Source organism: Nostoc sp., from assembly GCF_036918245.1.
In the GTDB taxonomy this organism is placed as follows: domain Bacteria; phylum Cyanobacteriota; class Cyanobacteriia; order Cyanobacteriales; family Nostocaceae; genus Nostoc.
On sequence record NZ_JBALEF010000056.1, the window covers coordinates 21417 to 47244 of the forward strand.

Annotated in this window: 28 protein-coding genes; 17 read left to right on the plus strand and 11 right to left on the minus strand. The window is 42.2% G+C overall.

Annotation, left to right across the window (positions count from 1 at the left end; translation table 11 throughout):
- Positions 1–79: 79 nt before the first annotated feature.
- Complete coding sequence (locus V7L12_RS33215) at positions 80–253, plus strand: DUF6888 family protein (RefSeq protein WP_442947891.1); 174 nt, start codon at positions 80–82, stop codon at positions 251–253.
- Positions 250–462, plus strand: a complete 213-nt coding sequence (locus V7L12_RS15180; protein WP_335085292.1) for a DUF6887 family protein — start codon at positions 250–252, stop codon at positions 460–462. Before V7L12_RS33215 ends, V7L12_RS15180 begins: the two co-directional genes overlap by 4 nt.
- A 288-nt stretch (positions 463–750) precedes the next feature.
- Here the strand turns inward: V7L12_RS15180 and V7L12_RS15185 are convergent, their stop codons facing one another.
- The 5 genes from V7L12_RS15185 to ndhC form a co-directional block, all read right to left on the minus strand.
- Positions 751–2820, minus strand: coding sequence for an SUMF1/EgtB/PvdO family nonheme iron enzyme (locus V7L12_RS15185; RefSeq protein WP_335085294.1), 2070 nt, complete (start codon positions 2818–2820; stop codon positions 751–753).
- 1 nt (position 2821) lies between these two features.
- Positions 2822–3217: a Pepco domain-containing protein gene (locus tag V7L12_RS15190; RefSeq protein WP_335085296.1), complete on the minus strand. Its 396-nt coding sequence runs from the start codon at positions 3215–3217 to the stop codon at positions 2822–2824.
- Between the two features lie 228 nt (positions 3218–3445).
- A complete protein-coding gene (locus V7L12_RS15195) occupies positions 3446–4006 on the minus strand; it encodes an NAD(P)H-quinone oxidoreductase subunit J (RefSeq protein ID WP_335085298.1) in 561 nt (186 codons plus the stop codon).
- A complete protein-coding gene (gene ndhK / locus V7L12_RS15200) occupies positions 3999–4736 on the minus strand; it encodes a photosynthetic/respiratory NAD(P)H-quinone oxidoreductase subunit K (protein WP_334820739.1) in 738 nt (245 codons plus the stop codon). Before ndhK ends, V7L12_RS15195 begins: the two co-directional genes overlap by 8 nt.
- On the minus strand, positions 4727–5089 hold the full coding sequence (gene ndhC / locus V7L12_RS15205; RefSeq protein WP_094333328.1) for a photosynthetic/respiratory NAD(P)H-quinone oxidoreductase subunit C: 363 nt from the start codon (positions 5087–5089) through the stop codon (positions 4727–4729). The genes ndhK and ndhC overlap by 10 nt, the downstream gene beginning before the upstream one ends.
- A 325-nt stretch (positions 5090–5414) precedes the next feature.
- Between ndhC and V7L12_RS15210 the strand changes: the two genes are divergently transcribed.
- From V7L12_RS15210 to V7L12_RS15235, 6 genes are all read left to right on the plus strand, one after another.
- Positions 5415–5750, plus strand: coding sequence for a rubredoxin (locus V7L12_RS15210; protein ID WP_104908258.1), 336 nt, complete (start codon positions 5415–5417; stop codon positions 5748–5750).
- A 145-nt stretch (positions 5751–5895) separates the two neighbouring features.
- Positions 5896–6915, plus strand: coding sequence for a photosynthesis system II assembly factor Ycf48 (locus V7L12_RS15215; protein WP_335085300.1), 1020 nt, complete (start codon positions 5896–5898; stop codon positions 6913–6915).
- A 171-nt stretch (positions 6916–7086) separates the two neighbouring features.
- Positions 7087–7335, plus strand: a complete 249-nt coding sequence (psbE, locus tag V7L12_RS15220) for a cytochrome b559 subunit alpha (protein WP_094348030.1) — start codon at positions 7087–7089, stop codon at positions 7333–7335.
- Positions 7336–7344: 9 nt separating this feature from the next.
- Complete coding sequence (gene psbF, locus V7L12_RS15225) at positions 7345–7482, plus strand: cytochrome b559 subunit beta (RefSeq protein ID WP_012411801.1); 138 nt, start codon at positions 7345–7347, stop codon at positions 7480–7482.
- 8 nt (positions 7483–7490) lie between these two features.
- Entirely contained in the window at positions 7491–7613 is a 123-nt protein-coding gene (locus V7L12_RS15230) for a photosystem II reaction center protein L (RefSeq protein WP_104908255.1), read from the plus strand.
- Positions 7614–7683: 70 nt separating this feature from the next.
- The gene (locus V7L12_RS15235; RefSeq protein ID WP_012411803.1) at positions 7684–7803 is read left to right on the plus strand and encodes a photosystem II reaction center protein J; all 120 of its coding nucleotides are present in this window, start codon (positions 7684–7686) and stop codon (positions 7801–7803) included.
- Between the two features lie 184 nt (positions 7804–7987).
- Here the strand turns inward: V7L12_RS15235 and psaI are convergent, their stop codons facing one another.
- Positions 7988–8137, minus strand: a complete 150-nt coding sequence (gene psaI, locus V7L12_RS15240) for a photosystem I reaction center subunit VIII (protein ID WP_335085302.1) — start codon at positions 8135–8137, stop codon at positions 7988–7990.
- Positions 8138–8386: 249 nt separating this feature from the next.
- Positions 8387–11692, minus strand: coding sequence for a hypothetical protein (locus V7L12_RS15245; RefSeq protein WP_442947892.1), 3306 nt, complete (start codon positions 11690–11692; stop codon positions 8387–8389).
- Positions 11693–12294: 602 nt separating this feature from the next.
- Between V7L12_RS15245 and V7L12_RS15255 the strand changes: the two genes are divergently transcribed.
- Together V7L12_RS15255 and V7L12_RS15260 are read left to right on the plus strand one after the other, a co-directional pair.
- The gene (locus V7L12_RS15255) at positions 12295–12492 is read left to right on the plus strand and encodes a hypothetical protein (RefSeq protein ID WP_094348028.1); all 198 of its coding nucleotides are present in this window, start codon (positions 12295–12297) and stop codon (positions 12490–12492) included.
- 81 nt (positions 12493–12573) lie between these two features.
- Positions 12574–13050 carry a Tic20 family protein gene (locus V7L12_RS15260; RefSeq protein WP_334820733.1) on the plus strand — a complete coding sequence of 159 codons (477 nt, stop codon included), beginning with the start codon at positions 12574–12576 and terminating at the stop codon, positions 13048–13050.
- 3 nt (positions 13051–13053) lie between these two features.
- On the opposite strand, the gene V7L12_RS15265 is transcribed toward V7L12_RS15260, so the two are convergent.
- Positions 13054–13827 carry a fumarylacetoacetate hydrolase family protein gene (locus V7L12_RS15265; RefSeq protein ID WP_335085304.1) on the minus strand — a complete coding sequence of 258 codons (774 nt, stop codon included), beginning with the start codon at positions 13825–13827 and terminating at the stop codon, positions 13054–13056.
- 380 nt (positions 13828–14207) lie between these two features.
- Between V7L12_RS15265 and rpsF the strand changes: the two genes are divergently transcribed.
- Both rpsF and V7L12_RS15275 read left to right on the plus strand, forming a co-directional pair.
- A complete protein-coding gene (gene rpsF, locus V7L12_RS15270) occupies positions 14208–14576 on the plus strand; it encodes a 30S ribosomal protein S6 (RefSeq protein WP_334820729.1) in 369 nt (122 codons plus the stop codon).
- Between the two features lie 210 nt (positions 14577–14786).
- On the plus strand, positions 14787–15347 hold the full coding sequence (locus tag V7L12_RS15275) for an Npun_F5560 family protein (RefSeq protein ID WP_194042165.1): 561 nt from the start codon (positions 14787–14789) through the stop codon (positions 15345–15347).
- Between the two features lie 488 nt (positions 15348–15835).
- Here the strand turns inward: V7L12_RS15275 and V7L12_RS15280 are convergent, their stop codons facing one another.
- Positions 15836–16189, minus strand: coding sequence for an STAS domain-containing protein (locus tag V7L12_RS15280; protein ID WP_334820726.1), 354 nt, complete (start codon positions 16187–16189; stop codon positions 15836–15838).
- A gap of 474 nt (positions 16190–16663) precedes the next feature.
- Between V7L12_RS15280 and V7L12_RS15285 the strand changes: the two genes are divergently transcribed.
- Positions 16664–17296 (plus strand): DedA family protein, encoded by a 633-nt coding sequence (locus V7L12_RS15285; RefSeq protein ID WP_335085306.1) that lies wholly within the window; start codon positions 16664–16666, stop codon positions 17294–17296.
- 118 nt (positions 17297–17414) lie between these two features.
- On the opposite strand, the gene V7L12_RS15290 is transcribed toward V7L12_RS15285, so the two are convergent.
- Together V7L12_RS15290 and V7L12_RS15295 are read right to left on the minus strand one after the other, a co-directional pair.
- Positions 17415–18617, minus strand: a complete 1203-nt coding sequence (locus V7L12_RS15290; protein ID WP_335085308.1) for an argininosuccinate synthase — start codon at positions 18615–18617, stop codon at positions 17415–17417.
- 377 nt (positions 18618–18994) lie between these two features.
- A complete protein-coding gene (locus V7L12_RS15295; protein WP_335085310.1) occupies positions 18995–19759 on the minus strand; it encodes an Npun_F0296 family exosortase-dependent surface protein in 765 nt (254 codons plus the stop codon).
- A 492-nt stretch (positions 19760–20251) separates the two neighbouring features.
- On the opposite strand from V7L12_RS15295, the gene V7L12_RS15300 reads away from it, so the two are divergent.
- The 4 genes from V7L12_RS15300 (at position 20252) to V7L12_RS15315 (ending at position 25694) form a co-directional block, all read left to right on the plus strand.
- A complete protein-coding gene (locus V7L12_RS15300; protein ID WP_335085312.1) occupies positions 20252–21505 on the plus strand; it encodes an anhydro-N-acetylmuramic acid kinase in 1254 nt (417 codons plus the stop codon).
- Positions 21506–21631: 126 nt separating this feature from the next.
- Entirely contained in the window at positions 21632–22078 is a 447-nt protein-coding gene (locus tag V7L12_RS15305) for a hypothetical protein (RefSeq protein WP_335085314.1), read from the plus strand.
- A gap of 225 nt (positions 22079–22303) precedes the next feature.
- On the plus strand, positions 22304–23317 hold the full coding sequence (locus V7L12_RS15310; protein ID WP_335085316.1) for a glycosyltransferase family 2 protein: 1014 nt from the start codon (positions 22304–22306) through the stop codon (positions 23315–23317).
- 823 nt (positions 23318–24140) lie between these two features.
- Positions 24141–25694 (plus strand): serine/threonine-protein kinase, encoded by a 1554-nt coding sequence (locus V7L12_RS15315; RefSeq protein ID WP_335085318.1) that lies wholly within the window; start codon positions 24141–24143, stop codon positions 25692–25694.
- Positions 25695–25828 lie beyond the last annotated feature (134 nt).

Consider the following 25828-nt stretch of genomic DNA (forward strand, 5'->3'; position numbering starts at 1 on the left):
AGTGCGTTGACCTTTGTGACAACGCACCATTTACCTGCTATTCTGATTCCAAGCTATGGAGTTATAAGGTATACAAATCTTGCCAACTGCTGAACAAGGCATCAGGTGTGTCATACTATGTCAATCTTTGACCAATACATTCACTCCTATTTACATTGTCCGCCTCGATGAACAAACAGGTAATGTGTTTATTTTGACAGGAGATAACATAGAGGTAGAAATCTATCGCAATGGTCTTTGGAGGTTCTTGTGATTGAGCCAGACTTTAGCAGCATGAGCAAAACCGAGTTAAGAGCCTTCGTCATTGCTCACTCCGACAACAAAGCAGCGTTTCGTGCTTTTGTTGACCGCTTTACATCTGAAGCGTCTCCAGAGACTTTTGACATCCCAAAATCGAATGCTGAGATTGAAGAAGTTGAAATTTTGATTAAACAAAAATTAGAACAATTAAAAATGAGCTAGTACTGCAAGGCAAAAGTCAAAAGTCAAAAGTCAAAAGAATTGTATTCCAAGCTCTTGCGCCATTTGAAATGGTATGTTTATTTGCGCCATGTTGTACTAGATTTTAGAAGTTTCTTTTAAATGTCGCAGAATTAATTGAGTCGAACAACTGTTCAGTTTTGCAACCTACCAAGCTATGCGACTCGGTTTGATATTCGGAGGTTGTCACCTTCCTCGCTGGTTCAGGTCTGGACTCCCTGATGTCCGCTCGATAAATTCCCATTTATCAACTCTGACTTTGGGGAGTACTCACGCCACAGCCACCGCCACCACGCGAAAACCAACAGTGTAGGAACTACCCGCGCGCACCACCCTATATCTACTGGCACAACGGCAAAACCAGGCATTACTGAACCAACTACCGCCACGCAGCAGTTTTAAGTTATTCTCTTTACCAGTCAGCCACGCACTACCATCTTTTGGCGCACCCTGGTAATTGTCATTATATACATCTTGACACCATTCCCCTACATTACCATGCATATCGTATAAACCGAAAGAGTTAGGCAAAAATTTTCCTACATCTGTTGTTTGTTGACTCATTTCCCCTTTTGGTGCAGAGCCGTAGGGAAAGTTACCGTTGTAGTTAACTAAATCTGTGGTAATCGTTTCACCAAAATAAAATGGGGACTTGGTTCCAGCCTGACAAGCATATTCCCATTCGGCTTCACTAGGTAGTCGATAGGTTTTTCCTGTCTTTTGGGTCAATTTTTTACAAAATTCTACTGCATTATCCCAACTCACCTGTTCTACAGGTCGTTTCTCACCTTTGAAGGTGGAAGGATTATTACTCATAATTGCTTGATACTGTGCCTGGGTGATTTCATATTTACCCATGAAAAACCCAGGTACTTTTACCTGATGCTGTGGACTTTCATCTTTCTCTCTGTCTGCTTCTCCTTCCGGTGAACCCATCATAAAGGTTTCCCCTGGTATCTCCACCATTTCCAGCGTGACATCATTCCCTAAGTTTTCAACAAAGTATTTCGCTTCATTATTGCTACGGTTGGCGATATTTCCCCGTGCATCCACCCTGACAATTTCAAATTGAAAGCTTTTTAGACTAATTGCTTCATTGGTGGGGGGGGTGCTGGTTGTTGCTGAATGAGATGGCCAAAAACGTGGTAGTGCAATTGTCAAACCCAACCCAGCAACTGCAAACCCAGCAGTTTGAATTACACGTCGTCGTGACCAGTTAGGTAATATTAGGTTTGATAGCGAAGAAGGTGTTGAAGGTGTTGAAATAGTAGATGTTGAAAATTGTCCCGCACCAGAAGTCTGAGTATTATTAATTGGGGATAATGAGGTTGGCTTGGAAGATGGAATTTGAGGAGGTTTACTTATAGGTGTATTTGTTACTGACTTAGATGGTTGTGGAACTGTTTGCTGAGGTAAATCAGGAATTGCAGAACTATTTCGCAACCGTTCAATTCTTTGTAAACTTCTCACCGCCTCCATATCTTGCCCTGAAGCCGCAGCTAATACCCGAATCCATAATTGCTCTGCTAAATCTAAATTCCTGTTTACTTCTGCTTGGTAAGCATCATTTTTCAACGTGGCAATATCCGCTAAAGTTGCATATCGTGGCACAAGTATTAGGTGAGATTTATTCACAGGTTCAGCAATTACATAAGGTGTTTGCCTTGTATTCTTATACTGGCGAACCAGTTCAGGCACGCGAAACTTGAGATATTGATCCAAACGTTCAACAGTAGCGCATCGACCTTGAATTCCTAACCCTTCTAGTAACGCAGTGGTAAAAGCACCTTGTTGTAAAGCATTAATTTCATAAGAATACTCCTGGGGAATACAAGAAAAAATGCTGATAACTCCTTGTTGACGTGCTTCTTGTGCAGTTTGTCGCCCAATTCCTTCACCTGTTTTTTTGCCTTCATTGCGACAAGCATCCAAAATCAAGACAACATTATCAGCACCGCAGCGACGCAGACGTTCACTCACAAAATTAATCGCAATTGCCGTGTTTTCAATATCCTCTGGATCGCCATCACAGGGCATGAGATAATCACGGTCAGCGTATCTTATCCCATGACCACTGAAGAAAAACCAGAAATTATCCCCTGCTCCCATAAAGGATTTCTCAAAGCGCTGCCGCAAGAGTCGCAGCAAGTTAGTGCGAGTTGGGCGAGTTGATTTTTCATCAATATCAGGAGAGTCATCAGAAAAGAAATATATCCGCTCAAATCCTGCTTCATTGCCCAGAAACTCTTGCATTAACTGTGCATCCCGCTTCGCATAGTTTAGCGGTTGCAGATAATCATACTGGTTAATTCCGATCGCGATCGCCCAATTTTTTGCCATCTCACTGTGATTCTTGGCGCTTAAACTTCAGCTTAATAGCTCCTTTAGTCCCAGCTTTGGCACCATTGCCAATTAATTTAACTTCTCCTTCCCCACTAATTTCTACCGATAGCTCAATTTCATTTAGCTGCATCCTGGAGTTAACTTTTGCTTGCTGTTCAGCTTGACTAAACAAACTTCCCACTACTTTGAGAAAGTGAGTCATATTTTGCTCTAATGTTTGAGCGCTAACCTTAACGGCATCTCCTACCCCTTTACTACCAATACTTTCCCTGATAGTTTCCTCTCCCCAACTGCGTGTATTAGTACTCCCGCCTTTAGCACCGTCAGGAATCGATATTTGCGGCACTTCATCCGTCACAATCCAAATGCCGTCGTCTTGAGGTGTTTCTGACATATTACTTTAAATATTTACATTAAATTTTCCCATAAATTATAGATACAACCGTAGAGATTGCGATTCCGATTCCGATTACTAGGAAATCTCACCGAGCATCTCTATTGCACCTCTATCTCTCCCTCCTTTGCGAACCTCTGCGCTTCCCTCCGCGCCCCTTTGCGTTAAAAAACATAACCCCTCTCCGCCACCGGAAAGGGGTTAATCACTGCTAAAACTCAGCAATCTCTAATAAGCGTCTTGCAACTCGTAGAAATCAGGCGAGATATAATCCTTCCGCAAAGGCCAACCCACCCAATCTTCCGGCATCAAAATCCGCTTGAGATTTGGGTGTCCTTCGTAGATAATGCCCAACATATCGTAAGATTCGCGCTCTTGCCAATCTGCGGTCTTCCAAATCCAGTACACAGAAGGCACTACAGGATTTTCCCGTGGTAAGAACACCTTCACTCGCACTTCTTCGGGGCGATCGCTATTATCACCCACTTTAATCAAGTGATACATACTCACTAATTCTTGTCCTGGCCCAAGGTCAATACCACCTTGACACTGGAGATAATTAAACCCATAAGCATAAAGGGCTGTAGCGGTGGGAAGCAAAAAATCTGCCGCCACCTTAATTATCTCTACACCATTTTTATCTGGTGCCAAAAACTCATGGTCAAAGCCATTTTCCGTCAACCACTGGGAAACTTTACCCGCTTGTACCAATGACTCTTCTTTGGCTGCTGGTACTGGTTTAGACTCTTCTTCGTCTGCTGGTACTGGTTTAGATTCTTCTTCAGCCACGGGTTTGTTCCTCCTTTTGCGCCTTTTCTGTCAGCAGTGCGGGTGGTATTGGCATACCGATCGCTTCCGCCAATTCCTTCGGTGGCACAGAGCGAGTTTCTGACTGCAAATACTTACCAGTTAAGATTTCCTCTACTGGCTTCAAATTATGAGTTGTGCTGTAGTAGCGGTGAGTTTGCTTAATTTTACCCCGCTCTTGCATCGATTCATTGGCGATTTTCTTCCGCAGCTTAATGATTGCGTCGATAATTGCTTCTGGACGGGGAGGACAACCGGGTAAGTACACATCCACAGGAATCAGTTTATCGACTCCGCGCACTGCCGTAGGGGAATCAACGCTGAACATCCCGCCAGTAATTGTGCAAGCTCCCATCGCAATTACATACTTCGGCTCTGGCATTTGTTCATAAAGACGCACCAGTTGCGGAGCCATCTTCATCGTAATAGTCCCTGCCGTAATAATTAAATCGGCTTGGCGGGGGCTAGAACGGGGAATTAGCCCAAAACGGTCAAAGTCAAATCGGGAACCAATTAAAGCTGCAAACTCAATAAAGCAGCAAGCAGTACCAAATAACAACGGCCACAAACTAGAAAGCCGCGCCCAGTCGTAGAGATCGTCAACCGTCGTCAAAATGACGTTTTCTGAAAGGTCTTGAGTGATTGTAGTCCGTTCAATGGGGTTGATGATTCGTTCTTTGCCCTGGGTTGTTAAGTTAGAATTCAAGACCATTCCAAAGCTCCTTTACGCCATGCGTAAACTAAAGCGACTACAAGAATTGCAATAAAGACTAGCGCTTCAATAAATGCCAATAGCCCCAAACGGTGGAAAGCTACCGCCCAAGGATACAAGAATACAGTCTCCACATCAAAGACAACGAAGACCAAAGCAAACATGTAGTAGCGGATGTTGAACTGAATCCAGGCTCCCCCGATGGGTTCCATGCCAGATTCATAAGTGGTGCGACGTTCTGGGCTGTAACCACTGGGTCGTAGAAGCTTGGAAGCTGAGAGCGCTAAGGCAGGTACTAGGCTACAGATGATGAAGAAACCTAGAAGGTACTCGTAACCGCTGAGGACAAACACAATGAGTATCTACCGCTTATGGAGTATTTTAAGTAGTGACTGGAGATTGGGTACTGACGACTAGAGAATTAGAGATTTAAGAGTGGGAGGACAGAGAAATTTTCTTTCCCATGCCCAATGCCCAATGCCCAATGCCCAATGCCCTATACCCAATCCCTTAACTGCGTAACTTTCTTTTACATTATATCTGTTTGGTTTTTCTGAAATCTGGGAAACAGACGCACTTCACGTATTTGATTCGCTTTTGCTAGTGATAGAAAAGTCTAACAATTATGTCATAATTTTTAACGTATATTTAAGATTTATTCTCTGCGAGGCCTTAGCCATGAGCGAACCAGCTGTTGAGACTACGGTGTTAGACCGCTACGAGTGTCGCGCCTGCGGTTATGTTTACGAACCCGAAAAGGGAGACGACAAGGATGATATTCCTTCAGGGACAACCTTTGCAGAACTGCCCATTAATTGGCGCTGTCCAGTTTGTTCTGCTAAGAAGACCGCTTTTGCCAACATCGGCCCTGCCGGTACTGCATCCGGCTTCAAAGAAAATCTCGGTTATGGTTTGGGTGTCAACAACCTAACGCCAACCCAAAAAAATATCCTAATTTTTGGTGCTTTGGCTCTTGGCTTCTTGTTTTTTATCAGTCTTTACGGCTTACAATGACAGCCCTTAAGCAATTCAAAATGACGCTCGCGGACTCGCTAACGCTGCGCTAACAAAATTCAAAATTCAAAATGAAAAATCCAGGATTTTCCAGCATCCTGGCTGCCAACTCTGACAAAAATTTAGAAATAACTAAGAAATACTGATGCATTCAATTGTGAAAGGTTGGCAACGAATATTTGCCTTGTTAATAGTAGTCGTGATGTGCATAGGTTGTGGCCAAGTCCCCTCTGTTAGCTACAATCCTTGGAAAGTCATTTCTGTGCCAACAGACTCGAATTTATTGGATATTGCTTTTACTAAAAACCTTGAGCATGGCTACTTAGTAGGTAGCAATGCCACCCTATTGGAAACCAATGACGGTGGTAATACCTGGAAACCAATAATACTGCAACTGGATGAGCAGAAGTATCGCTTTGACTCAGTAAGTTTTGCAGGTAAAGAAGGCTGGATTGCCGGAGAGCCTGGACTGTTATTGCATACTACCGATGAAGGTGCTTCTTGGTCGCGTATTCCCCTGAGCGAAAAGCTACCAGGTAGCCCGATCGCAGTTAAGGCGCTAGCAGACAATACAGCTGAAATGGCTACTGATGTGGGAGCCATATATAAGACCACAGACGGCGGCAAAAACTGGAAAGCGCAGGTGGAATCAGCAGTGGGTGTGGTGCGTAACTTAGAGCGTTCTGCTGATGGGAAATATGTTGCTGTTTCGGCTAAGGGTAGTTTCTACTCGACTTGGGAACCAGGGCAAGATACTTGGATACCCCATAACCGCAATAGTTCTCGGCGGGTAGAAAACATGGGCTTTGCTGACAATGGGCAATTGTGGTTGCTAGCTAGAGGAGGTCAAGTTCAGTTTAGTGACCCAACTAAACCTGAAGAATGGCAAAAGGCAAAATATCCAGAGTTATCCACCAGTTGGGGTTTGCTGGATTTGGCATATCGCACACCCGATGAAATTTGGGTAGGTGGCGGTAGCGGTAATTTGCTACGCAGTGGCGACGGTGGCAAAACCTGGGAAAAAGACCGTGACATAGAAGAAGTTGCGGCTAATTTGTACAAGATTGTTTTCTTAGAGCCAGAGCGGGGATTTATAATTGGCGATCGCGGCGTTTTGCTCAAATATCTACCAAACCCTGAAACAACTTCCCCAGAAGCAGCTTAGTGAGTAAGAGGTAGAGGGAGTGGGGAGTGGGGAAGATGAAGAAGATGAATCAATAACCAATGCCCAATGCCCATACCTAATTTCTGAGAAGAACGTTGCAACTTGTAACTCTTTCTTAACTTTGTAGGATAATAAACTCAATAACACTCTATGTATAAGGTAGGGATCTAAATGTCAGGTACCACTGGAGAACGTCCGTTTTCGGACATCATTACTAGCGTTCGTTACTGGGTAATTCACAGCATCACCATCCCAGCATTATTTATTGCTGGTTGGCTATTTGTCAGCACCGGACTGGCTTATGATGCTTTTGGTACACCCCGTCCCAACGAGTATTTCACACCAGCGCGGCAGGAAGTGCCCATTGTGAAGAACCGTTTTGAAGCTAAAAAACAAGTTGAAGAATTTATTGGAAAGTAGTTTGAGATCATGACTAGCGGAAACAACATCAATCAACCAGTTACCTATCCAATTTTTACCGTTAGATGGCTGGCAGTACACACCTTAGGTGTACCAACTGTATTCTTTTTAGGCGCGATCGCCGCAATGCAATTTATTCACCGTTAGGAGCAATTATGGCAGAAAGATCCCCCAATCCCAATAATCAGCCGGTTGAACTAAACCGGACTTCGCTATACCTGGGATTACTAATGATTTTCGTTCTGGGTATTCTGTTTTCTAGTTACTTCTTTAACTAATTAGAAGTACTGTTGTTAATCTTTGTTTATTGAACGTGTGTTGATTTGTTGTTAAGGGAGGAGAGAAGCTGTGTCTGGAAGTGGGAGAATTCCCCTGTGGGTCGTCGCTACGATCGCAGGTTTAGGTATAATTACAGTCTTGGGCATTTTCTTTTATGGTGCCTACGCCGGACTCGGTTCTTCGATTTAACATGAGTTAGTTTGAACCGAACACTATAAGTTAGAATTTTCTAGCATTTGTTGAGAAATCAACGTAAAAAAAACCGCCTGTCTCTATGAGATGGGCGGTATTAATTTTGGTCATTTGTCCTTTGTCATTTGTTTTTTACAAATTACTAATGACCAATGACTAATGACTAATGACTACATCAGTATCAGTTAATATCACTGATATCATCGCTTTCAATGTATAAAAACAGAGACGCGAAGACCACACCTGGCAAAACCCAACCAATTATGGGAATGAAGATAGCAGACAAGTACGAAGTACTAGCCAAGACAGTAGGCAAAAAAGAAGCTGCCATAGTAAAGGTTCCTATTAAATCACACTACAATTCAAAATGAGCTTACTGCAAATTCTGCCAAATTTTTGAAATTCTTTCATATTTTTAACACAGGGGAGATGGGGACAAGGGGACAAGGGGGAATTATTGAACAAGTCTCTTCCTTGTCTACCTTGTCTCTTCTCCATGCCCACTTGCCCTGAGCGTTCGCGTAGCGTCTCGTAGAGAAGCCGAAGGGATGCCCAATGCTTAATGCCCCTCATACCTGAGTTACATACCCAGGAGTTCATCTAGCTGCAAGTTTGGCAAGTCTGGAGGAATGACGGTTCGTACTATTGTGACTTTGTGACTCTCCTGTTGGGTTGTAAGATCGAGTGCGATCGCTTCTAAGCGAATTTCCAAACAGCCAAAGGGAATGTTTAATTGTGTCATCACTTCCAACCCTCCCAACGCATTAGGAAGTAAATTTGTCAATAAATGAGGACCATCTAGTAAGTAGCGAGTTTGATAATCTTCAAGCCATAATTTGACAACAACTTGCAGAGGTACTTCTGGCAGTACTACGCGCACTATGAGAGACTTGCCAGCAATTAATTCGCCTTCTGGCACATACAAATGTGGAGTTGGCAAAAGCTCAGTGGCTGCTGCAATTATAGGTAAGGAAGAAGATGAATATAACAGTGGTTGCTCCTTTTCTTCAAAGGTGTAACTCCCAGTTGTATCGGCTTCTAGTTCGGTATCTGTATCATCTACAACGATTTCTTGCGCCAACCAAGCTGACGCTATATTTATTTTTATCGGAGGAGGAGGGGGCGGTACTTGTGTTAACAGAGCCGATGAGATTGTTGGTTCTTCTAGGACTTTTTCTATTTCCGTATTTTCTCCAATCCCTAGTTCCACTTCCTGCGCTGTGTCTATATCTTCCCCAAAGTTCTCTAGTTCAAGAGCCAATCCTTCGACTTCTTCCCATGTCTCTTGTCCCTTGGGCGTTTCAGTCAGGAGAAGTTGTGAACTGCTCCAACCTTCGCTCAGATTATTCTCCGTGTTGGCATCTAGGTCTAACGGCAAGTTAACATCAATATTCGCATTTTCTGCACTAGGAGAAAGGGGTATCTGCTGTGCTGGAACATAGTTATTGTAATCTTGAGGTTGCAGATCGTTGATAGATTCAGGCAAGGAGTATCCTTGGCTCTGCATCCACTTCCTCAGCAGGGGAGATGAATAAAGGTTTCCTGTTGTAATTAACTGTGCATTTTGCGGGGCTTCGACTTTAGAAACAGATTCTTCCTGGAATTGTGCGTTTTGTAGGGCTTCGACTTCAGCAACAGATTCTTCCTGGAATTGTTCATTTTGCGGGGCTACTACTTCAACAATAGATTCTTCCTGGAATTGTGCATCACCTACTAATTCAGGTATATTTTCATCTTCAGCCACAGTTGCGTCCAACTTTGGAAAATCTTCAGCCGCTTTAACTTCCAACGCATCTGAAAAAACTTTATTTTCTACTTTTTCTTCTGCATCACCTGGCAAAGCTTGTAGCCGTTTCAAGTATGGCAAAGTAGTCTCGATTATTGGCGTTCGACGTTGCTTGATGACCAACTGCTCCAAGTTGATGGTGACTATAGTAGCATCCTTTTCTACAAGCTCCTCCGGTGTCTGTAGTTCTGCAACAATATCTGTGGGAATGTTGGCATCACTTTGAATAGGGGGCAGTTTCGGTAATTGAGGCAACGAAATGCTTGAATTCTTGAGCTTAGATGTCCGCAGGTTAGCTTCTCGCAAAACTTGTAGGTTAATTTGCGGTGGTAGGGGTGTATTTGGGGATGGATTAACTATCTGAGACTGGTCTGTTTTTGGAGTCTTGACCAGATTTAATAATTTCAAATCGAGCCTAACAGGTGTCTCTGTTTCTGTGAAAGCAGCAGATGAGTCTGATGGTGTTATGGGGTTATTTAAAGATGCACTGGATTTGGCTGCGGCTGTGATTGCCAGTAATTCTGTTACATCTGCTGTAATGGTGAAGGACTGGCTGGCTAACAGCATGACTTCACCAGCATCGGCGAATTTACCATACAAACTGATATCTGCCAAAATTAGCTTGGATTCACAATCAGCAGGAATATCAATTGAGGTATTGATGGTAAAGGGCAACTCCTTATCTGATAAGGGTTGCCGTATTTTGGTCAAGATTTTCGAGTTCTTGGGCGATCGCAGTTCAATTTTTAGTTCAAGCGCCCGCAAGCTTTTTGAAGATAATATTTCACCCCAATCTATATTTGTCTTTTCTTGGAATTCTATGTACCCGTTGATTATAAGAGCTTGTCCCCAACGAGCAATGAAATTATCCTGACTTAAAGTTAGCAGTAAGGGTGGCGGTAGTTGTGTTGCCGAAAAATCTGTAACCTTTTCATCTTTGGGCAGCAGTTCAGAGGCGGGTAAAGCTAAATCTATTAAATTTTGTAAAATCTGTTCTGCCGTCTCTCCTTTGAGCCACACAGGACTTACAGGCTGATCGATAACTATATTTTCATCTTCTTCAGTTTTATCTGACATAACAGTGATATCAAGGTTGCTGTTTGTAATTGCCAGTTCTTCGGAAACAGCGATCGCTTGATCTAGCTCAATTACCGTTTCTGCTGGGGCATTAGATTCCAAGTTCTCTTCATCTGGCACAACAGTGGTAGCAAGGTTGCTGTTTGTAATTGCCAGTTCTTCAGAAACAGCGATCGCTTGATCTAGCTCAACTACAGTTTCTGGTGGGGCATTAGATTCCAAGTTCCCTTCATCTAGCAGAACAGTGGTAGTAAGGTTGCTGTTTGCAGTAGTTGCTAGTTTTTCAGAAACTGCGATCGCATGATCTAGCTCAATTACCGTTTCTGGTGGGGCATTAGATTCCAAGTTCCCTTCATCTGACGCAACAGTGGTAGCAAGGTTGCTATCTTTAGCAATTGCCAATTCTTCAGAAACTGCGATCGCATTATCTAGCTCAATTACAGATTCTGTTGGGGCATTAGATTCCAAGTTCCCTTCATCTGACGCAACAGTGGTAACAAGGTTGCTATCTGTAGTAATTGCCAGTTCTTCAGAAACAGCGATCGCTTTCTCAAACGTAAATAACGTAATTGCAGTTTCTGCTGGGGCATTAGATTCCAAGTTTTCAGAAACAGTATCTAGGCGATTGTCGGGTGAACTTGATTCTAAATTTTTCCTCGGCTCTCTGTCTGCTAACAGTGAGAAGACTTGCACTTGCACACTGTATTGCCAAGATTTACCGAGCAGATCCGACATCAAATCGCCAGAACACCGCAACTCCCAAACTCCCGGTTGGAAGTAGGTAAAAGGAATTATCGGCATTAAGCCTTCTGAATTAGTGCGACGCGATCGCTTGAAAATTCGCCGTGTTGGTTGAACTTCCTCGGTTGAAGAGTGAGTTACCCGCACTTCCACGTCTGTATTCAGAAGGTTAGAACGAGCCAAAACTCTATACTGTCCTTCCAAAATTTCCAAATTTGGCGATTCTAGGATATGCCACGAGCGAGCGCCTTGTTTCTGTATCAGAAATTGCCAGTGTTCCATTGTAAGTGATGCCCAGACCGACGAGCCGTTGAGTAATATTGTGGATTAACTTGCTTGCAAGTTTACCTCAGTATTTTAGAAATGCCTCACTTAAATGGCTATCAAGTTAACTCAGTTTTACTGACTTGACTTCTCACACTTTAACTACTCACCTCAAGGGAATTTCAATAAGTCGCCGTGTTGCTTGTGTGTAAAGCTTTTGTTGTTTTCTGAATATTAAGTTTGACACATCCTAGTGCTAAATTAACAGGAATGCAATGAATACCTTTAGTTGTATTTGCTCAACTTAATGCAAAAATTTTTGTATTATTTTTTACTAACCTTCCCACTTTGTAATAGACACAACGTACAATAAATTAAAATTCACTTGAGAATTGTTATTGAATCGTAATTGCCTACATTTTTGCTACAAAGAGGTAGGATGTGGTTCTAAGTGTCCTCTGCGATCGCCCAAGTTAGGCGCAAAGCGAGATCGCAAATCACAACACTTAACCACGCAAAACGCATCCAATCTATCTGAAGTGGCTCTTTGAACCGCTACAAAACACGTCTTCCCTTGAGTGAAATGTGGGTTGACAATGAGGATTTACAGGAGGGATTCGATGCTAGTCATTTTAATGGACGAGCAAATCCTTGCCCCTGAGCAAGTTTGCCAGTCTTGTTTACTCGCTGACGGGAGCGGTCAACCCCGTTGGCGTGGGGGTCAACTGCGCTGTGGTCAAGCCATTCGCAAACTTACTCAACAGCAGCCAGATCAATATGAATGCATGATGGGCTTTCGCATCGCCCATATAGAATAGTTGAATTTCTCAGCAAGACCTAGCAACTGCGTTATCCTAAGCTCAAGTAACTATTAAAATTTAACCACAGGAGAACGCATAATGTCTTGGCGCGGGTCTACAACAGTTTCAGATCGGATTTTTGCTTCCTTGCCTTATTTGTATCCTCTAATTGAAGTTTTTGTATTTGGTAGATATTTGCTCTCAGAGTTTCCACCACTACAACTACTGTTTCTGCCGCTTCTGCCATTGTTGAGAATTTACTTTGGCGTGCGTTATGCAGGAATGATTATTTTCTTTGCTTTATTTTTGCTGGTAGTAAGAAACGAAAAAATTAGTCACTTTATTCGTTTTAACACCATGCAAGCAATCCTTTTGGACATCATTATCTTTTTGTTTAGCATCCTAACTGATGTTGTGGGACTAGTTCCCTCCGGTGGTTTTGCCATCCAAACCCTATCCACAACCATTTTTATCGGCATAGTGGGAGCAGTCGCATATTCAGTCATCCAGTCTGTAAGCGGACGTTATGCAGAAATTCCAGCGATTTCCGATGCAGTGTATATGCAAGTGCGTTAGAAGTTAACGGGTCGCTACGATGTTTTCCAGGCGACCGATACCTTCAATTTCTACGCGGACGCGATCGCCTGGATGCAAAGCACTTACACCCTCCGGCGTACCTGTAAGCACTAAATCACCAGGTAGTAGCGTCATCACCTGACTGATATAGGAAACTAAAACATCGGGAGAAAATACCATCCGATCTATACAGGTAGATTGAACTGGATTAGCGTCGTCATTTACAAAAGTCTGCAATCTCGCTCCTGGATTTAATTCCCGTACAATCCAAGGGCCCAAGGGACAGAAAGTATCAAAACCTTTGGCTCGCGTCCATTGACCATCCTGTTTTTGTAAATCCCGTGCTGTTACATCATTGGCGATGGTGTAGCCCCAAATTTTCGTTTGGGCTACCTCTGGTGTACATTCAAAGGCATAATCGCCAATCACTAGAGCTAACTCTCCTTCGTAGTCAACTCTATGTGACTGGGGAGGATACTTAATTTCCCTCTCAGATGGAATGATCGACGTAGGTGGCTTAAGAAAGATTAGTGGCTCAGAAGGTACTGGAGTTCCCATTTCGGCTGCATGATCTGCATAATTCTTACCGACTGCCACAATTTTTGAGGGAGCGCAGGGAGCCAGAATTTGGTAATTTTCTGGTGTCAAAGTTAAATCAGTGGGTTGTCCTTGTAACCAGGGTGGAGCATCTAACACCTGCACATTCAGGGATAGCTGTAGTAACCCATAGTAAATTTGTCCTTCTGGATTTTGAATTCGCACGTAGCGCTGCGCCATAACCTTGATGAATATCCTTTTTTCTGCGATTAGAAGCTGTGAGCAGGTAGCAATCGTCAGTTAGCTGTTTAGCGAACCGATTGAGCCTTGAACAAAAAAGCGATCGCTATAAGATGCCCTTAAAGAAAGATACCTCTTAGCGAAGCTGATAGCTCGATCAATCTTGTTAAAGAAATATCAGGGTTGCCTCCCAACCTAGTTTTCATTAGGGACATCCAAAAAATCCAAACTTCGGCGATTTGGCTAATGATTCAAATTGAAAACTGGTAAGATTATAGTTCCTTGTTGCTTCAGATATTGATTAATACTGACATTTTAAATAAAGTTAAGGTATAAAATAATATCAGCAGCCACTTTTGTCCATGAGGAAACTGAAAAATATGACTACAAATTACGAAACAATGTACATCCTCCGTCCTGACCTGGGAGAGGAACAGGTAGAGCAAGCAGTTACTAAATATCAGAATTTACTTCGCGATCAAGGCGCCCAGGAAATCCAAATTCAAAATCGTGGTAAGCGCCGTCTGGCTTACGAAATCAAAAAACACCGGGATGGCATCTACATCCAGTTAAACTACAGCGCGCCTGCAACTGCGATCGCCCCCTTTGAACGCGCCATGCGCTTGAGTGAAGAAGTGATTCGCTATTTGACAATTAAGCAGGACATTGAAGAAGAAAAACCCCCTAAAGAGGAAAAGGAAAAGCCCACTAAAGTAGCTGCAACGCCTGCAACAGCTGCAACAGTCTAAGGGACTGAGGACTGGGGACTAGGAACTAGTAACTAGAGACTAGAGAAGAAACTGAATGTTCAATCCCTACTCCCATTCAATAAAATTTTGTCTTTTTCTTTTTTCGTGACTTGTTTGGGAATGCTAAATTAACAAATACTTGCCAAAGGTAGTACTCCCGCAGTTATACCTAAGAGTGGACAAGATTCTGAATGGGAGCTTTAAGCTACTGTGAGCCAATCTGATACACCTAATATTCAAGTTCTCTCGACGGAAGTATCGCAGCTACGCCAGGAGTTGCAACTTCGCGATCAATTAGTGCAACAACTATCTCAAGAACTCTTCCGGCTGGTAAAGGGTAACACTAGTTTTATGCCCCAGCAGCCTGAATTTGAGCGTGATCTGACCCAGTTACACGCTTTACAAGAGCAACTTCAAGCTGTGGAACAACAGGTGGCGTTCTACCAAGAGCAAATTACAACTCGTGACTCCGAAATTTACCAATTGCGACAGTCAGTTCAAGAACTTACCGATCGCACTCGGATGTTGGAGCAAGTAGTACAAGAGTTGCCTCAAATTTACCGTCGGAAGTTTGAGGAGCGGATGACGCCAGTGAGAGAAAAGGTAGCAATGCTACAACGGGAAAACCGCCAACTGCAAGCAGAACTGCAAAGTGTGAGTTACCGTTTAGCACTCAAGACTCGCAATGCTAGTCACAGCGGTATTGATTTACCAAATTTTCCCCGCCCAGCATCCGAACAAACTAATATTTCGACTCCCCAGAATGCCTAAAATTAACATTATGGTGGAATCTAAGAGGTAAGAAATTGGTGCATCAAAGCATCTTGGAGGCATCCAAGTAATAGATCGAGGCAAACAAAACAATAACTATAGAGTTAGAAATAACGTAAAGGCTGATATTCTAACCTTTCTTACCTCCTGCTTCTTTTCACTAGTTACGCCGCATATAAAACAATTAGCTTAGAGTAATTTGAAAAACCCTGTCTTTAAAAGGCTGGGGAGTCTCACAAACAGTTGCATTTGCTTTGACCAATTTTGGTCATTTCTGAACTTTACTGCTTTAGGTAGATGACTTCCAATAAGCAGATTCATCCATTTGTAATTTATACTACCTAGCTTAAAGCCATGAGTTTCCTTCAACATTCTTCTCTAGACAAGAAAGAAAATCAGCCTGCTAGCACCAGACTGTTATCTTAGAGAATGTGAAAAAATGCAAATATTGCTTGACTCCGCCATCCTTCTTTAGGTAGATTTATTAGTTAGTCTGCTAGCACCAGACTGTTATCTTTGACGGTGGTAAAAATATCTTGGTAAGTGTGAAAAATTTCAAACACTGTATCGAGTTGGGTAAGTTCCAAAATCAACCGTACAGGAGCTTGTACGTTGCATAGAACCAAGCGGCAACCACTCTGACGTGCGGCTTTTAACCCTTTCACTAAAGGAACTAACCCAGAACTGTCCATGAAGTTAACTTCTGCTAGGTCGATAACCCAGAGTTGATAAGCTTGAGGGACTACTCCACCCATCTGTTCGCTTAAAGCTTTACCGCCTTCCAAATCTATGCTTCCTTGGGGTTTAAACAAAATTACTTGAAGTTCTTGTGTGAAAGCCATGAATTTAACAGGGTAATTGGAACACTTGACAAAAAATTGAAAAAGACATCAATACTTCTTCTCTTTCAACGGTGAAATGACTCTTTTACCCAGATATTTGGGCAATTGCAGTCCTACAGTTGAGAGAGATTATTTCAGTATTCATGTCGTATAATTTGTGATAACTTACATCAATATAGGCATAAGCGCCTAACAATTTCGGTATCAACCGTATCTTTTACAAAATTTTCACAATTTAAACGGATATTTATAAATTTTCTATAAAATTTTTAATCTTTTTTTAATAAATTATGAACATGTGGTAGAGATTTCAAAAAAATTCAAAAGTTAACAGTTACCATAAAGTAACAGCTATGGATTAGTCAGTATTAAACTAATGACTTAATGACTCTATGTATTAGTTTGATTGACACCCCACCCAAAAACAAGCAAAGATATAGTAAAAGTAAAAATTTGTAAAGACGGCGGTGCGGAATGTCTTTAGAGCTGATTTCACTAGAAAATATCCAGGAAGTTGCTCATAATTACGGGTATTGGGCAATTTTTTTCGGAATTTTGCTAGAAAATTTAGGCATTCCCCTTCCTGGTGAAACCGTGACCTTAGTGGGCGGGTTTTTAGCTGGCAGCGATGAACTAAATTTCTGGCTGGTTCTCGGTGACGCAATCATGGGTGCTGTCATTGGTGGCACTTGTGGCTATTGGATTGGTAGAGTTAGCGGTTGGGCTTTTCTGGTAAAAGTTGGCAGCATATTTCGGATTTCTGAAGTGCGGCTGCTGAGTATTAAAGATCAATTTAGTCAAAATGCTGCTAAAGGGGTCTTTTTTGGGCGTTTTTTGGCATTGTTACGAGTTTTTGCTGCACCACTAGCTGGTATAGCTGAAATGCCCTTTAGAAAATTCTTTTTATACAACTTGTTAGGAGCAGTTGCTTGGGCTAGTTTGATGGTGACATTAGCTTTTTTTGCTGGCAAAATAGTCTCTTTAGAACAATTGGTTGCTTGGGTGGGTCAATTTGCGATCGCAGCCTTACTGATCCTCGCTGCCTTAATTATTGTGCCCCTGTGGTTAGAGTCTCGCCAAGTTAAAGAAGCGAGTAGTGAAAAGTAAAAAGTGAGGAGTTAGGAGTTAGGAGTTAAGTAGAAAGTTATTTTTTAATTTTTACTTTCAAATTTTGCATTTTTAACTCCTAACTCATGTACAGACGCGATTAATCGCGTCTGTACTTCTAACTTTTAATTTGCCGCGACCAAATGCGAGTTGGTAATCCCCAAACGTAGATAAAGCCTTCAGCAGCTTTGTGGTCAAATTGGTCTTCGGCTCCGTAGGTTGCCAAATCAGGAGTATAGAGGGAATTATTGCTCGAACGTCCAACTATGGTGGAGTTGCCCTTGAATAACTTCACTCGCACAGTTCCAGAGACTCGCTCTTGTGTTTTTTGAATAAAGGCATCCAGTGCAACTTTGAGTGGACTGTACCACAGACCGTTGTAAACTATTTGGCTATAAGTTTCTTCAATGCCACGCTTGTAATGGGTGACATCTGCTGTCAAAGTCAAGCTTTCTAAATCTCTATGTGCCTGAATTAGCACTAACATCGCGGGTGATTCGTAGATTTCCCGCGATTTGATCCCCACCAGACGGTTTTCAATCATATCGATCCGTCCGATGCCATGATTTCCTACCGCCTGATTGAGTTCTTCAATTAGCTCAACTGGCTTTTTGGCTATACCATTGAGGGTTGTGGGAATACCACCGTGGAAACCAATTTCGATGTACTCTGGCTCGTTGGGAGTATGAGCGATCGCTTTGGTCATCTCATAAATTTCTTCTGGTGGCTCAAATGACGGATCTTCGAGTAAACCAGCTTCAATACTACGACCAAGCAAATTCTTGTCAATACTATAGGGAGAAGATTTTTTGACTGGTGAGGGAATACCAAACTTTTCACCATAAGCGATCGTTTCCTCACGACTCATTCCCCATTCTCTGGCTGGTGCAAGGATCTTCAAGTTTGGGTTTAAGGCGGTTACAGAGACATCAAAGCGAACCTGATCGTTGCCTTTGCCGGTGCAACCGTGAGCGATCGCATCAGCACCATATTTTTCGGCTGTTTCTACTAATATTTTGGCAATCAGTGGACGAGCCAGGGCGGTTCCTAGAGGATAACGATTTTCATAAAGGGCGTTGGCTTGAATCGCTCCAAAGGCGTAATCTTTAACGAAGCTGTCTTTGACATCCGCCACTAGGGATTCACTTGCACCCGATTTCAGAGCTTTTTCTCTGATTGGCTCTAATTCATCTCCCTGACCTAAATCTGCTGCTAGGGTAATTATCTCTTCCACACCCCACTCCTGTTTGAGGTAGGGGATGCAAACTGAGGTATCCACTCCGCCAGAATATGCCAGGACAACCTTTTTGGCGCGACCCATTAATTTCTCCAGTTAGGACAACAAAGAATGAGTCATTATTATATCTAAACTAATCCATGTATATTTTATTCATGCAACAACCTATAGGAGGATTCAGGAGTTAGGAGTCACAATTATGGTTTACTCTTAATCCAGTTCGGTTAAGCTCTAAGCAGTATTGAGTATAGAAAAATAAAATTTTTCTATAGCTTGCTATGCGTAGCATTGATCGTAGAAGAAGGCCCGATCGGAAATAGCAAAAGGATTAGGGCGAGTTTACCTAAGTAAGCTCACCCTAATTTGTATTTAATGCTAACTTAGTTTTGAAATCCTTATACAGGCTAAGGGTAGAGTGTAGAGAAAATCAGGAAAATCTTACTGAGCTAAGATTGATATATTTAATGAGATTGCCTTACACTTTGCAACTTCTCGTTCTTGCGCTTGCGTAGAAACATACCACCTACAGCCAGCATACCTAATGTAACACTAGGCTCAGGAACAGACTTAGGGTCAAAACCTGTAAATCTGTCAGTTCCTATATGGAAAGAATGGTTGTCGCTTTCAAATCCACCACCACCTGCTTGGGTAATGACAATCTTGTTGAAAATATCGTTGCTACTATCTGAGTAGAAATGAAGGTAGCCATTTCCTTCACCACCATGCTGTGACGCATGAATTGGAGCAACTGGGTTCACATCCTCAGTTGTAAATGATTTAATCAGAGTATCGCCCTTGTAGAAGGAAAAAACGTTACCAGAACTAATAGCTCCCCAGTCAATACCGAAATAATTGAGGGAACTTGCAAGTTTAATTGCGACTTGATCGCCGTTGAAAACTGCCAAATATTTACCATTATTATTGACTTCACCTTTTGCCCCAGCGGGTGCCCATTGATCTAACCTAACACTACTGGTTCCACTGTTGTTCTCAAAAGAGTACTTAGCAAAACCAGTGGTTGGTGCTTGACCATTATTGAAGTCAATAGTTGTTGTACCAGGAAGCTGAGTAAACTCAGAAAAAGCACCTTTGTCAGTTTTTCCATCAGGGGCTGCAATACCAGTGGTTACTTTGAAGGAAATAGCCTGGGCAGAACCTGCACAGATAAATGAGGAGATTGCAGATAAAGATAAAGCCGCGATACAAGCAATTTTTGTAAGAGACATACTTTTGAGATTCTGTATTTTTATTTGTTGAAAAATTCGCTGTGCGATTTGAGTTCATTATGTAATGTCTTCTCTAAGGAAGAATAGGATGAAAATACTGGATTTTTATTTACTGAAAAATTGCTATATTTGGGAAAATAATTGCTTGATTATTGAACATAAATAAGTAGTTTCACTTGCCGAAACAATAGATAGAATATCTGTTCTTCATCTGAAGATAAAAAAGTTGTAAAGCAATCTCGTATATATTAAGAATTTGGATCTTCGGATGTTGTGCTGATTAAGGACTAATAAAGACAACGGACAAGACTGTTTGAGATTCTCTGTTTGCTGATAAATAGAAATACATTCATGTTCATTACTATTCGTTTTGACATTCTTCCCTTGCTCTGTCTACTCGTCTTTCTCCAGTCAACTATGCCACCTAAGTTTTTTTGACATGGGTAGTAACATGAATTAGACTACCTCTTGCAACAAAAGAATCTTGAATCTATGCATCCAACTGAAGAAGCTGCTGTCCCTACTCGCGTTATCGGTTTAATTAGTGGCACATCCGTAGATGGCATAGACGCTGCGTTAGTAGAGATTTCCGGCACAGAATTGGATCTCAAAGTTGAGTTGCTAGCCGGGGCAACATATCCTTATCCAGCCGAACTTAGAGAAAGAATATTAGCAGTTGGTGCAGGCGTTGCTATTTCAATGGCAGAATTAGCAGAAATAGATGATGCGATCGCTCAAGTCTTTGCCCAAGCCGCCCAAAATATTCAAATTGGTCATCAGCCAGCCACTCTCATTGGCTCCCACGGTCAGACAGTTTATCATCGACCACCCAAAGAGGGAGCAGGGGAGCACGGGAGCAGGGGGAGAGAAATGCTCACTACCCACGGGTTAAACCCTAGCTATCCGCTAACAGCACAGGGTACTTCCTTGGGTTACAGTCTTCAACTAGGGCGAGGTGCATTAATTGCCCATTTTACAAGCATTGCGACTGTGAGCAACTTCCGCGTTGCTGATATTGCTATTGGTGGTCATGGTGCGCCTCTCGTGCCCAGAGTAGATGCTTATTTACTTAGTCATCCCCAGGAGGGGCGTTGTATTCAAAATATTGGTGGTATTAGCAATGTTGCTTATATTCCGCCTCGGCATGGAGACTGGCTCTCAAAAATTCGCGCTTGGGATAGTGGCCCAGGAAATAGTCTGTTGGATCTAGCGGTGGAGCATTTAAGCGCTGGTGCTAAAACTTATGATCAAGATGGGAATTGGGCAGCGAGTGGTACTCCTTGCCATCCATTAGTAGAACAATGGCTCAACCAAGACTACTTTCATCTATCGCCACCAAAATCGACTGGACGCGAGTTATTTGGTGTGACTTACCTGCATCAGTGTTTAAAAGATGCTCAAGCATACCAACTCAATCCTGCTGACATTCTGGCAACTCTCACAGAACTTACATCTGCTTCAATTTTTCATAGTTACCGCACTTTTTTGCCAGAAATGCCACAACGAGTACTATTATGTGGTGGTGGTAGTCGCAATCTCTATTTGAAACAAAGATTACAGTTGTTGTTGGGATCAATACCAGTCTTGACGACAGATGAAGTCGGCTTGAGTGCAGATTTTAAAGAAGCGATCGCTTTCGCAGTTTTAGCCTACTGGCGACATTTGGGTATTCCTGGCAACCTACCCACTGCCACAGGTGCACCTCAAGAAGTACTTTTGGGAGAAATTCACCAACGTCAATCCTGAATGCTGAGTCAGGAAAAATAAACAAGATAAAAAATTTCTTCATTCTGACTCGCAACTCAGCACTCGTAACTTAGCACTGCTATAACTATAGTCTTGACGGCACTCAAGCAAGACAGGGAATAAAAGGTGGCTCATACTTTTTTATTGGAACCAGGACGCTGGGCAATGGAAGGAAATTGGCTGGAACGCAATGGTATGCCAATTAGCGTCAAGGGTATGACCTTGGTAGCTTGGAATCGAGATAACTGGTTTACTATGGCCACAAAACTGATTTTCCCAGGTAGCGATCGCTCTGAAATCTCTCTGAAATATAAGGGGCGGTTGCATGATGGAGAGCGTCAGTATACTTTTTTACTACAACATAATATTTTGGGGCAGGTTGAAGGCGAAGGCTGGATTGGTTTGGATACTATCGTACAGCGTTACTGGGTACTAAGCGATCGTCAGCGTCGTAGTGGCTTTGAAACCCTACACCGGATTTCGCAAGATACATATCACCTCAGTAGTGGTATTTTGGCTGGTCATTTTTTGACTAACACAATGGAAGCTAGCCTAGAGCGTCAGTCAGCTTAAAGGCAACGCTGCCTCACCGCTTTGCTGTTCTTCTGGGCCAAAAACCGCTGTTCAAAAAACTCTGGCAACGCACTGGTTTCCCAACGCCTAATATCTCCTGCCCAACTTTAACCACTCATCGTTTATTCTCACTGACCTACTGAGTTGTATAGTAAAAAAGAAATGATCAAATTATGGTCAGGATTTTAGTATTTTACCTAACCGTATAGTCAGGAGTTCAGTTTCGTGAATCCTAAAGTCTCCGTTATTATCCCTGCTTACAATACAGAAAGTTATATTGGGAAGGCAATAGAGTCAGCCTTAGAGCAAACGCTCACTAACATTGAAGTTATTATTGTCGATGATGGCTCAAGTGACAAAACTGTAGAAATCGCTAAAAGTTTTACCGATCAACGTCTCAAAGTGATAGTTAATCAGCAAAATCTTGGAGCGGCGGCGGCACGTAATCGCGCCTTCAGAGCAGCCCAAGGAGAATGGATTGCTGTACTTGATTCAGATGATTGGTATGCTCCCGAAAGATTGTCCAAACTTGTGTCTTTGGCAAATAAAACAAATGCAGACATGATTGCTGATGATGTTTATTTAATCAAAGACGGTGCAACATCTCCTTGGAGTACATTGATTCAAGAAAGTGGAGAACGTATAGATAAAATTCTCCAAATTGATATCGTTTATTTTGTAGAAACTGATGTCTATGGGGAAGCAGGATTGCATCTGGGCTTAAGCAAACCTCTATTCAAACGAGAATTTCTGGTCAAGCACGGCATTGAGTACGATGATGAAATCAGGATGGGTCAAGATTTTTGGCTTGATATGAAATGCTTAATTAAAGGAGCTAGGTTTTTTATTGAACCAAAACCCTATTATTTCTACCGTTCACGCCCTGGTTCTCTTGTATATCAAAGCCAATTACCACGTCTAAATCAATCTTGCAAAGCTGCTAAATATTTCATGCAACAAGACGTTGTGAAAAAAAATCCTGCTCTAATGCGTGCTCTATCTTATAATCTTGCAGGTTATAAGAAAAATCTAGCTTACCTTCAAGTTGTAGAACCTATAAAACAAGGAAAATGGTTAACAGCATTCACAGAAATCAGGAAATATCCGGGCTTCTTTTCTGATTTTATGTCCCGATTTAATAGTATCGTCGAACGTCGGATTCAATACTATGTGATGAATAATAAATCAAGTTTTGATATATATCCTAACCAACAGGGAAAACGAAAAACTACCACTTAGGCTATCACAGTTTTATCAATAAATGATGCATCCTTACATAGTAAGAATGAGCCTGAAGGTTAAAAATCTTGTTAGAGGTTGTTTGAAAAGTTTTTCGCTGTGACTTTAGGCACTTTTAGATCCCCACTAACCCACCTTGAAAAGGGACGAACCGGAATCAAAGTCCCCCTTTTTAAAGGGGATTTAGAGGGAGCTAAAACTTTTGATACCTACAAGAGAACTTTTCAAACATCCTCTTAGATAATCATAAAAATGTTTTAAAAGTATTGGGCGAATAGAATTTGCTATTACACAAACAAAATCTACCTCCGTGGACTAATGCAAATTTAAGGGTTTGTTAACCTGCAAAGGCAGGTAAAGTTTCGTGTAGCCAAACTGTACAGTCTTCTCCCAACACGAAGCAACGTCTCCAAGAGTTGGGAAGACGCCAAGAGTGATAGCGCATTAGTCAAAATTGGGCAAACTAAAACTACACCACAATTAAAGTGCAAAATGGTACAAAGCGTCATTATCAATCTACTCTTTATGCTTGTTTGATTTGGTATGTTGCACCACTTGCAATAAACGTCTCGGTTGCAAACGGTCAGATCGTGGTTTCAATCTTCTGAAAGAGGACTGAAAAAGCTAGTACAGCACGGCGTAAATAGACCAACTATTGGAAATCGCACAAAAGCCTAGCTTATAAGCTTTTTGCCTTTTGACTTCCATTTCTGTCTTGCAGTACGAGCATAAAAAGTCATTTCTAGGCGCAATAATCAGATATCAGTTTGAATGCACTTGTCCTCCTAAACACTTACAACCTGCTTTTGGAGTCGAATTTTCTATGTCAGACCCCAACATTGGTCGCTTACTCAGCAAACGCTACCAACTCCAAGAGTTAATCGGTACTGGAGCAATGGGTCGGGTTTATCGTGCTAAAGATACATTGTTGGGAGGTGTACCTGTTGCAGTTAAGTTTCTGGCTCTATCAATCCAAAATGAAAAGATGCGATTGCAAGACCGCTTTGAGCGAGAAGCAAAAACCTGTGCTTTACTAGGGCAAAAAAGTATCCATATTGTCCGAGTTATGGACTATGGCGTAGATGACAATAACATCCCGTTCTACGTCATGGAATACTTACAAGGACAAAGCCTGAACAATATTATTCGCAAGCAACGATTACCTTTACCAAGATTCCTCAGTATGGCGCGTCAACTCAGCCTGGGGTTACAGTGTGCCCATGATGGCATCCCGGTTGATGGCACTATTTGCCCAATTATCCATCGTGATGTTAAGCCAAGCAATATGCTGGTGATTCAAGATCCCAGTTTTGGAGAATTGGTCAAGGTTCTAGATTTTGGTATTGCTAAGTTATTACAGTCAGATGGCGACCATACAAAATTTTATTTGGGGACATTGGCTTATTCTTCTCCCGAACAGATGGAGGGTAAGGAATTAGACAATCGTGCTGATATTTATAGTTTGGGCGTCATGATGTTTGAGATGCTCACGGGCAAAATGCCACTGGTGGCACCAACTCACTCTTTTGGTGCGTGGTATAAAACACATCACTATCAAAAACCACGTTCTTTTGCTGAGGTTGCGCCGGGATTAGAACTACCAAAAGAAATCGAAAATTTGGTGATGAGTTGTCTAGCTAAAGTAGCACGCGATCGCCCCCAAAGTATTACTGAAATCCTCAGAGTTTTAGCATCTTTAGAAAAGCCTGAGCATACACGCAAAATTCAGCAAGCTGGCCATGCCCTAGTTCCCACTACTACAGCTAGCACTGAGCTTGAACAAAAGACCAAAGCCGATTTGCGGGTATCTTGGTCAAACGATGAAATAGCTCGTGCCATTTCCTGGCCCCAAAATAAACCAATTGCTGATATTGTGTTTCCCCAGTCCATTCATACCAATGGGGAGGTTTTACCAGCTTTGTGGGTGATGCTAACGCAAGAAGAAATTCAAAAACGCTTACTCTGTACCCGCTATAACCAATTTCTGTTCATCTCTATCCCCCATCCCATGCTGCTATGGATTACTGTCATCTACAACCGCAAGCATGGCGCTAAATGGTTGCCTTATTACCTCGATCTCAAAACCAGCCTTGGTCAAGAAATTGCCCGGTTACTACAGCACACAGGTTACTACCGCCTCTTATTCTTTGCACGAGAAGCACCAAATCGCTGTACCCACATCTTACTTTCCAGCGTCGCTTCTGCCCAGCGGCAACGACTGCAAGAGTGGGTCGCAATGAGCAATACGTTGATGTCCTCTGCCGACCCGCAAATCAGTAAAAGTTTACTCAAAAACGAGTACGAAAAGATTAAGCCCCAAATTATAACAAAACTGGAAAGTATTGATACAGATTCTCCATACGATCTTTCCAGCTAGGCATAGTTTCTTAATGTTACGTGTTTTATATGGAACTAAAAGGTGGTCGCTCAAACAATGTAACGTTTTATAAACAAAATATATATAAAGATGTTAGTTCTAGTTATATGTATAAAGAGTGAAATCATTAGCTG

Coding starts and splice junctions, on each gene's coding strand:
- V7L12_RS15255 (WP_094348028.1), top strand. CDS start 12,295: ATGCTAGTCATTTTAATGGACGAGCAAATCCTTGCCCCTGAGCAAGTT.
- V7L12_RS15245 (WP_442947892.1), bottom strand. CDS start 11,692: ATGGAACACTGGCAATTTCTGATACAGAAACAAGGCGCTCGCTCGTGG.
- V7L12_RS15280 (WP_334820726.1), bottom strand. CDS start 16,189: ATGGCTTTCACACAAGAACTTCAAGTAATTTTGTTTAAACCCCAAGGA.
- ndhK (WP_334820739.1), bottom strand. CDS start 4,736: ATGGTCTTGAATTCTAACTTAACAACCCAGGGCAAAGAACGAATCATC.
- V7L12_RS15295 (WP_335085310.1), bottom strand. CDS start 19,759: ATGTCTCTTACAAAAATTGCTTGTATCGCGGCTTTATCTTTATCTGCA.
- V7L12_RS15315 (WP_335085318.1), top strand. CDS start 24,141: ATGTCAGACCCCAACATTGGTCGCTTACTCAGCAAACGCTACCAACTC.
- psbE (WP_094348030.1), top strand. CDS start 7,087: ATGTCAGGTACCACTGGAGAACGTCCGTTTTCGGACATCATTACTAGC.
- psaI (WP_335085302.1), bottom strand. CDS start 8,137: ATGGCAGCTTCTTTTTTGCCTACTGTCTTGGCTAGTACTTCGTACTTG.
- V7L12_RS15290 (WP_335085308.1), bottom strand. CDS start 18,617: ATGGGTCGCGCCAAAAAGGTTGTCCTGGCATATTCTGGCGGAGTGGAT.
- V7L12_RS15190 (WP_335085296.1), bottom strand. CDS start 3,217: ATGTCAGAAACACCTCAAGACGACGGCATTTGGATTGTGACGGATGAA.
- V7L12_RS15285 (WP_335085306.1), top strand. CDS start 16,664: ATGTCTTTAGAGCTGATTTCACTAGAAAATATCCAGGAAGTTGCTCAT.
- rpsF (WP_334820729.1), top strand. CDS start 14,208: ATGACTACAAATTACGAAACAATGTACATCCTCCGTCCTGACCTGGGA.
- V7L12_RS15230 (WP_104908255.1), top strand. CDS start 7,491: ATGGCAGAAAGATCCCCCAATCCCAATAATCAGCCGGTTGAACTAAAC.
- V7L12_RS15215 (WP_335085300.1), top strand. CDS start 5,896: ATGCATTCAATTGTGAAAGGTTGGCAACGAATATTTGCCTTGTTAATA.
- V7L12_RS15185 (WP_335085294.1), bottom strand. CDS start 2,820: ATGGCAAAAAATTGGGCGATCGCGATCGGAATTAACCAGTATGATTAT.
- V7L12_RS15265 (WP_335085304.1), bottom strand. CDS start 13,827: ATGGCGCAGCGCTACGTGCGAATTCAAAATCCAGAAGGACAAATTTAC.
- psbF (WP_012411801.1), top strand. CDS start 7,345: ATGACTAGCGGAAACAACATCAATCAACCAGTTACCTATCCAATTTTT.
- V7L12_RS15260 (WP_334820733.1), top strand. CDS start 12,574: ATGTCTTGGCGCGGGTCTACAACAGTTTCAGATCGGATTTTTGCTTCC.
- V7L12_RS15210 (WP_104908258.1), top strand. CDS start 5,415: ATGAGCGAACCAGCTGTTGAGACTACGGTGTTAGACCGCTACGAGTGT.
- V7L12_RS15300 (WP_335085312.1), top strand. CDS start 20,252: ATGCATCCAACTGAAGAAGCTGCTGTCCCTACTCGCGTTATCGGTTTA.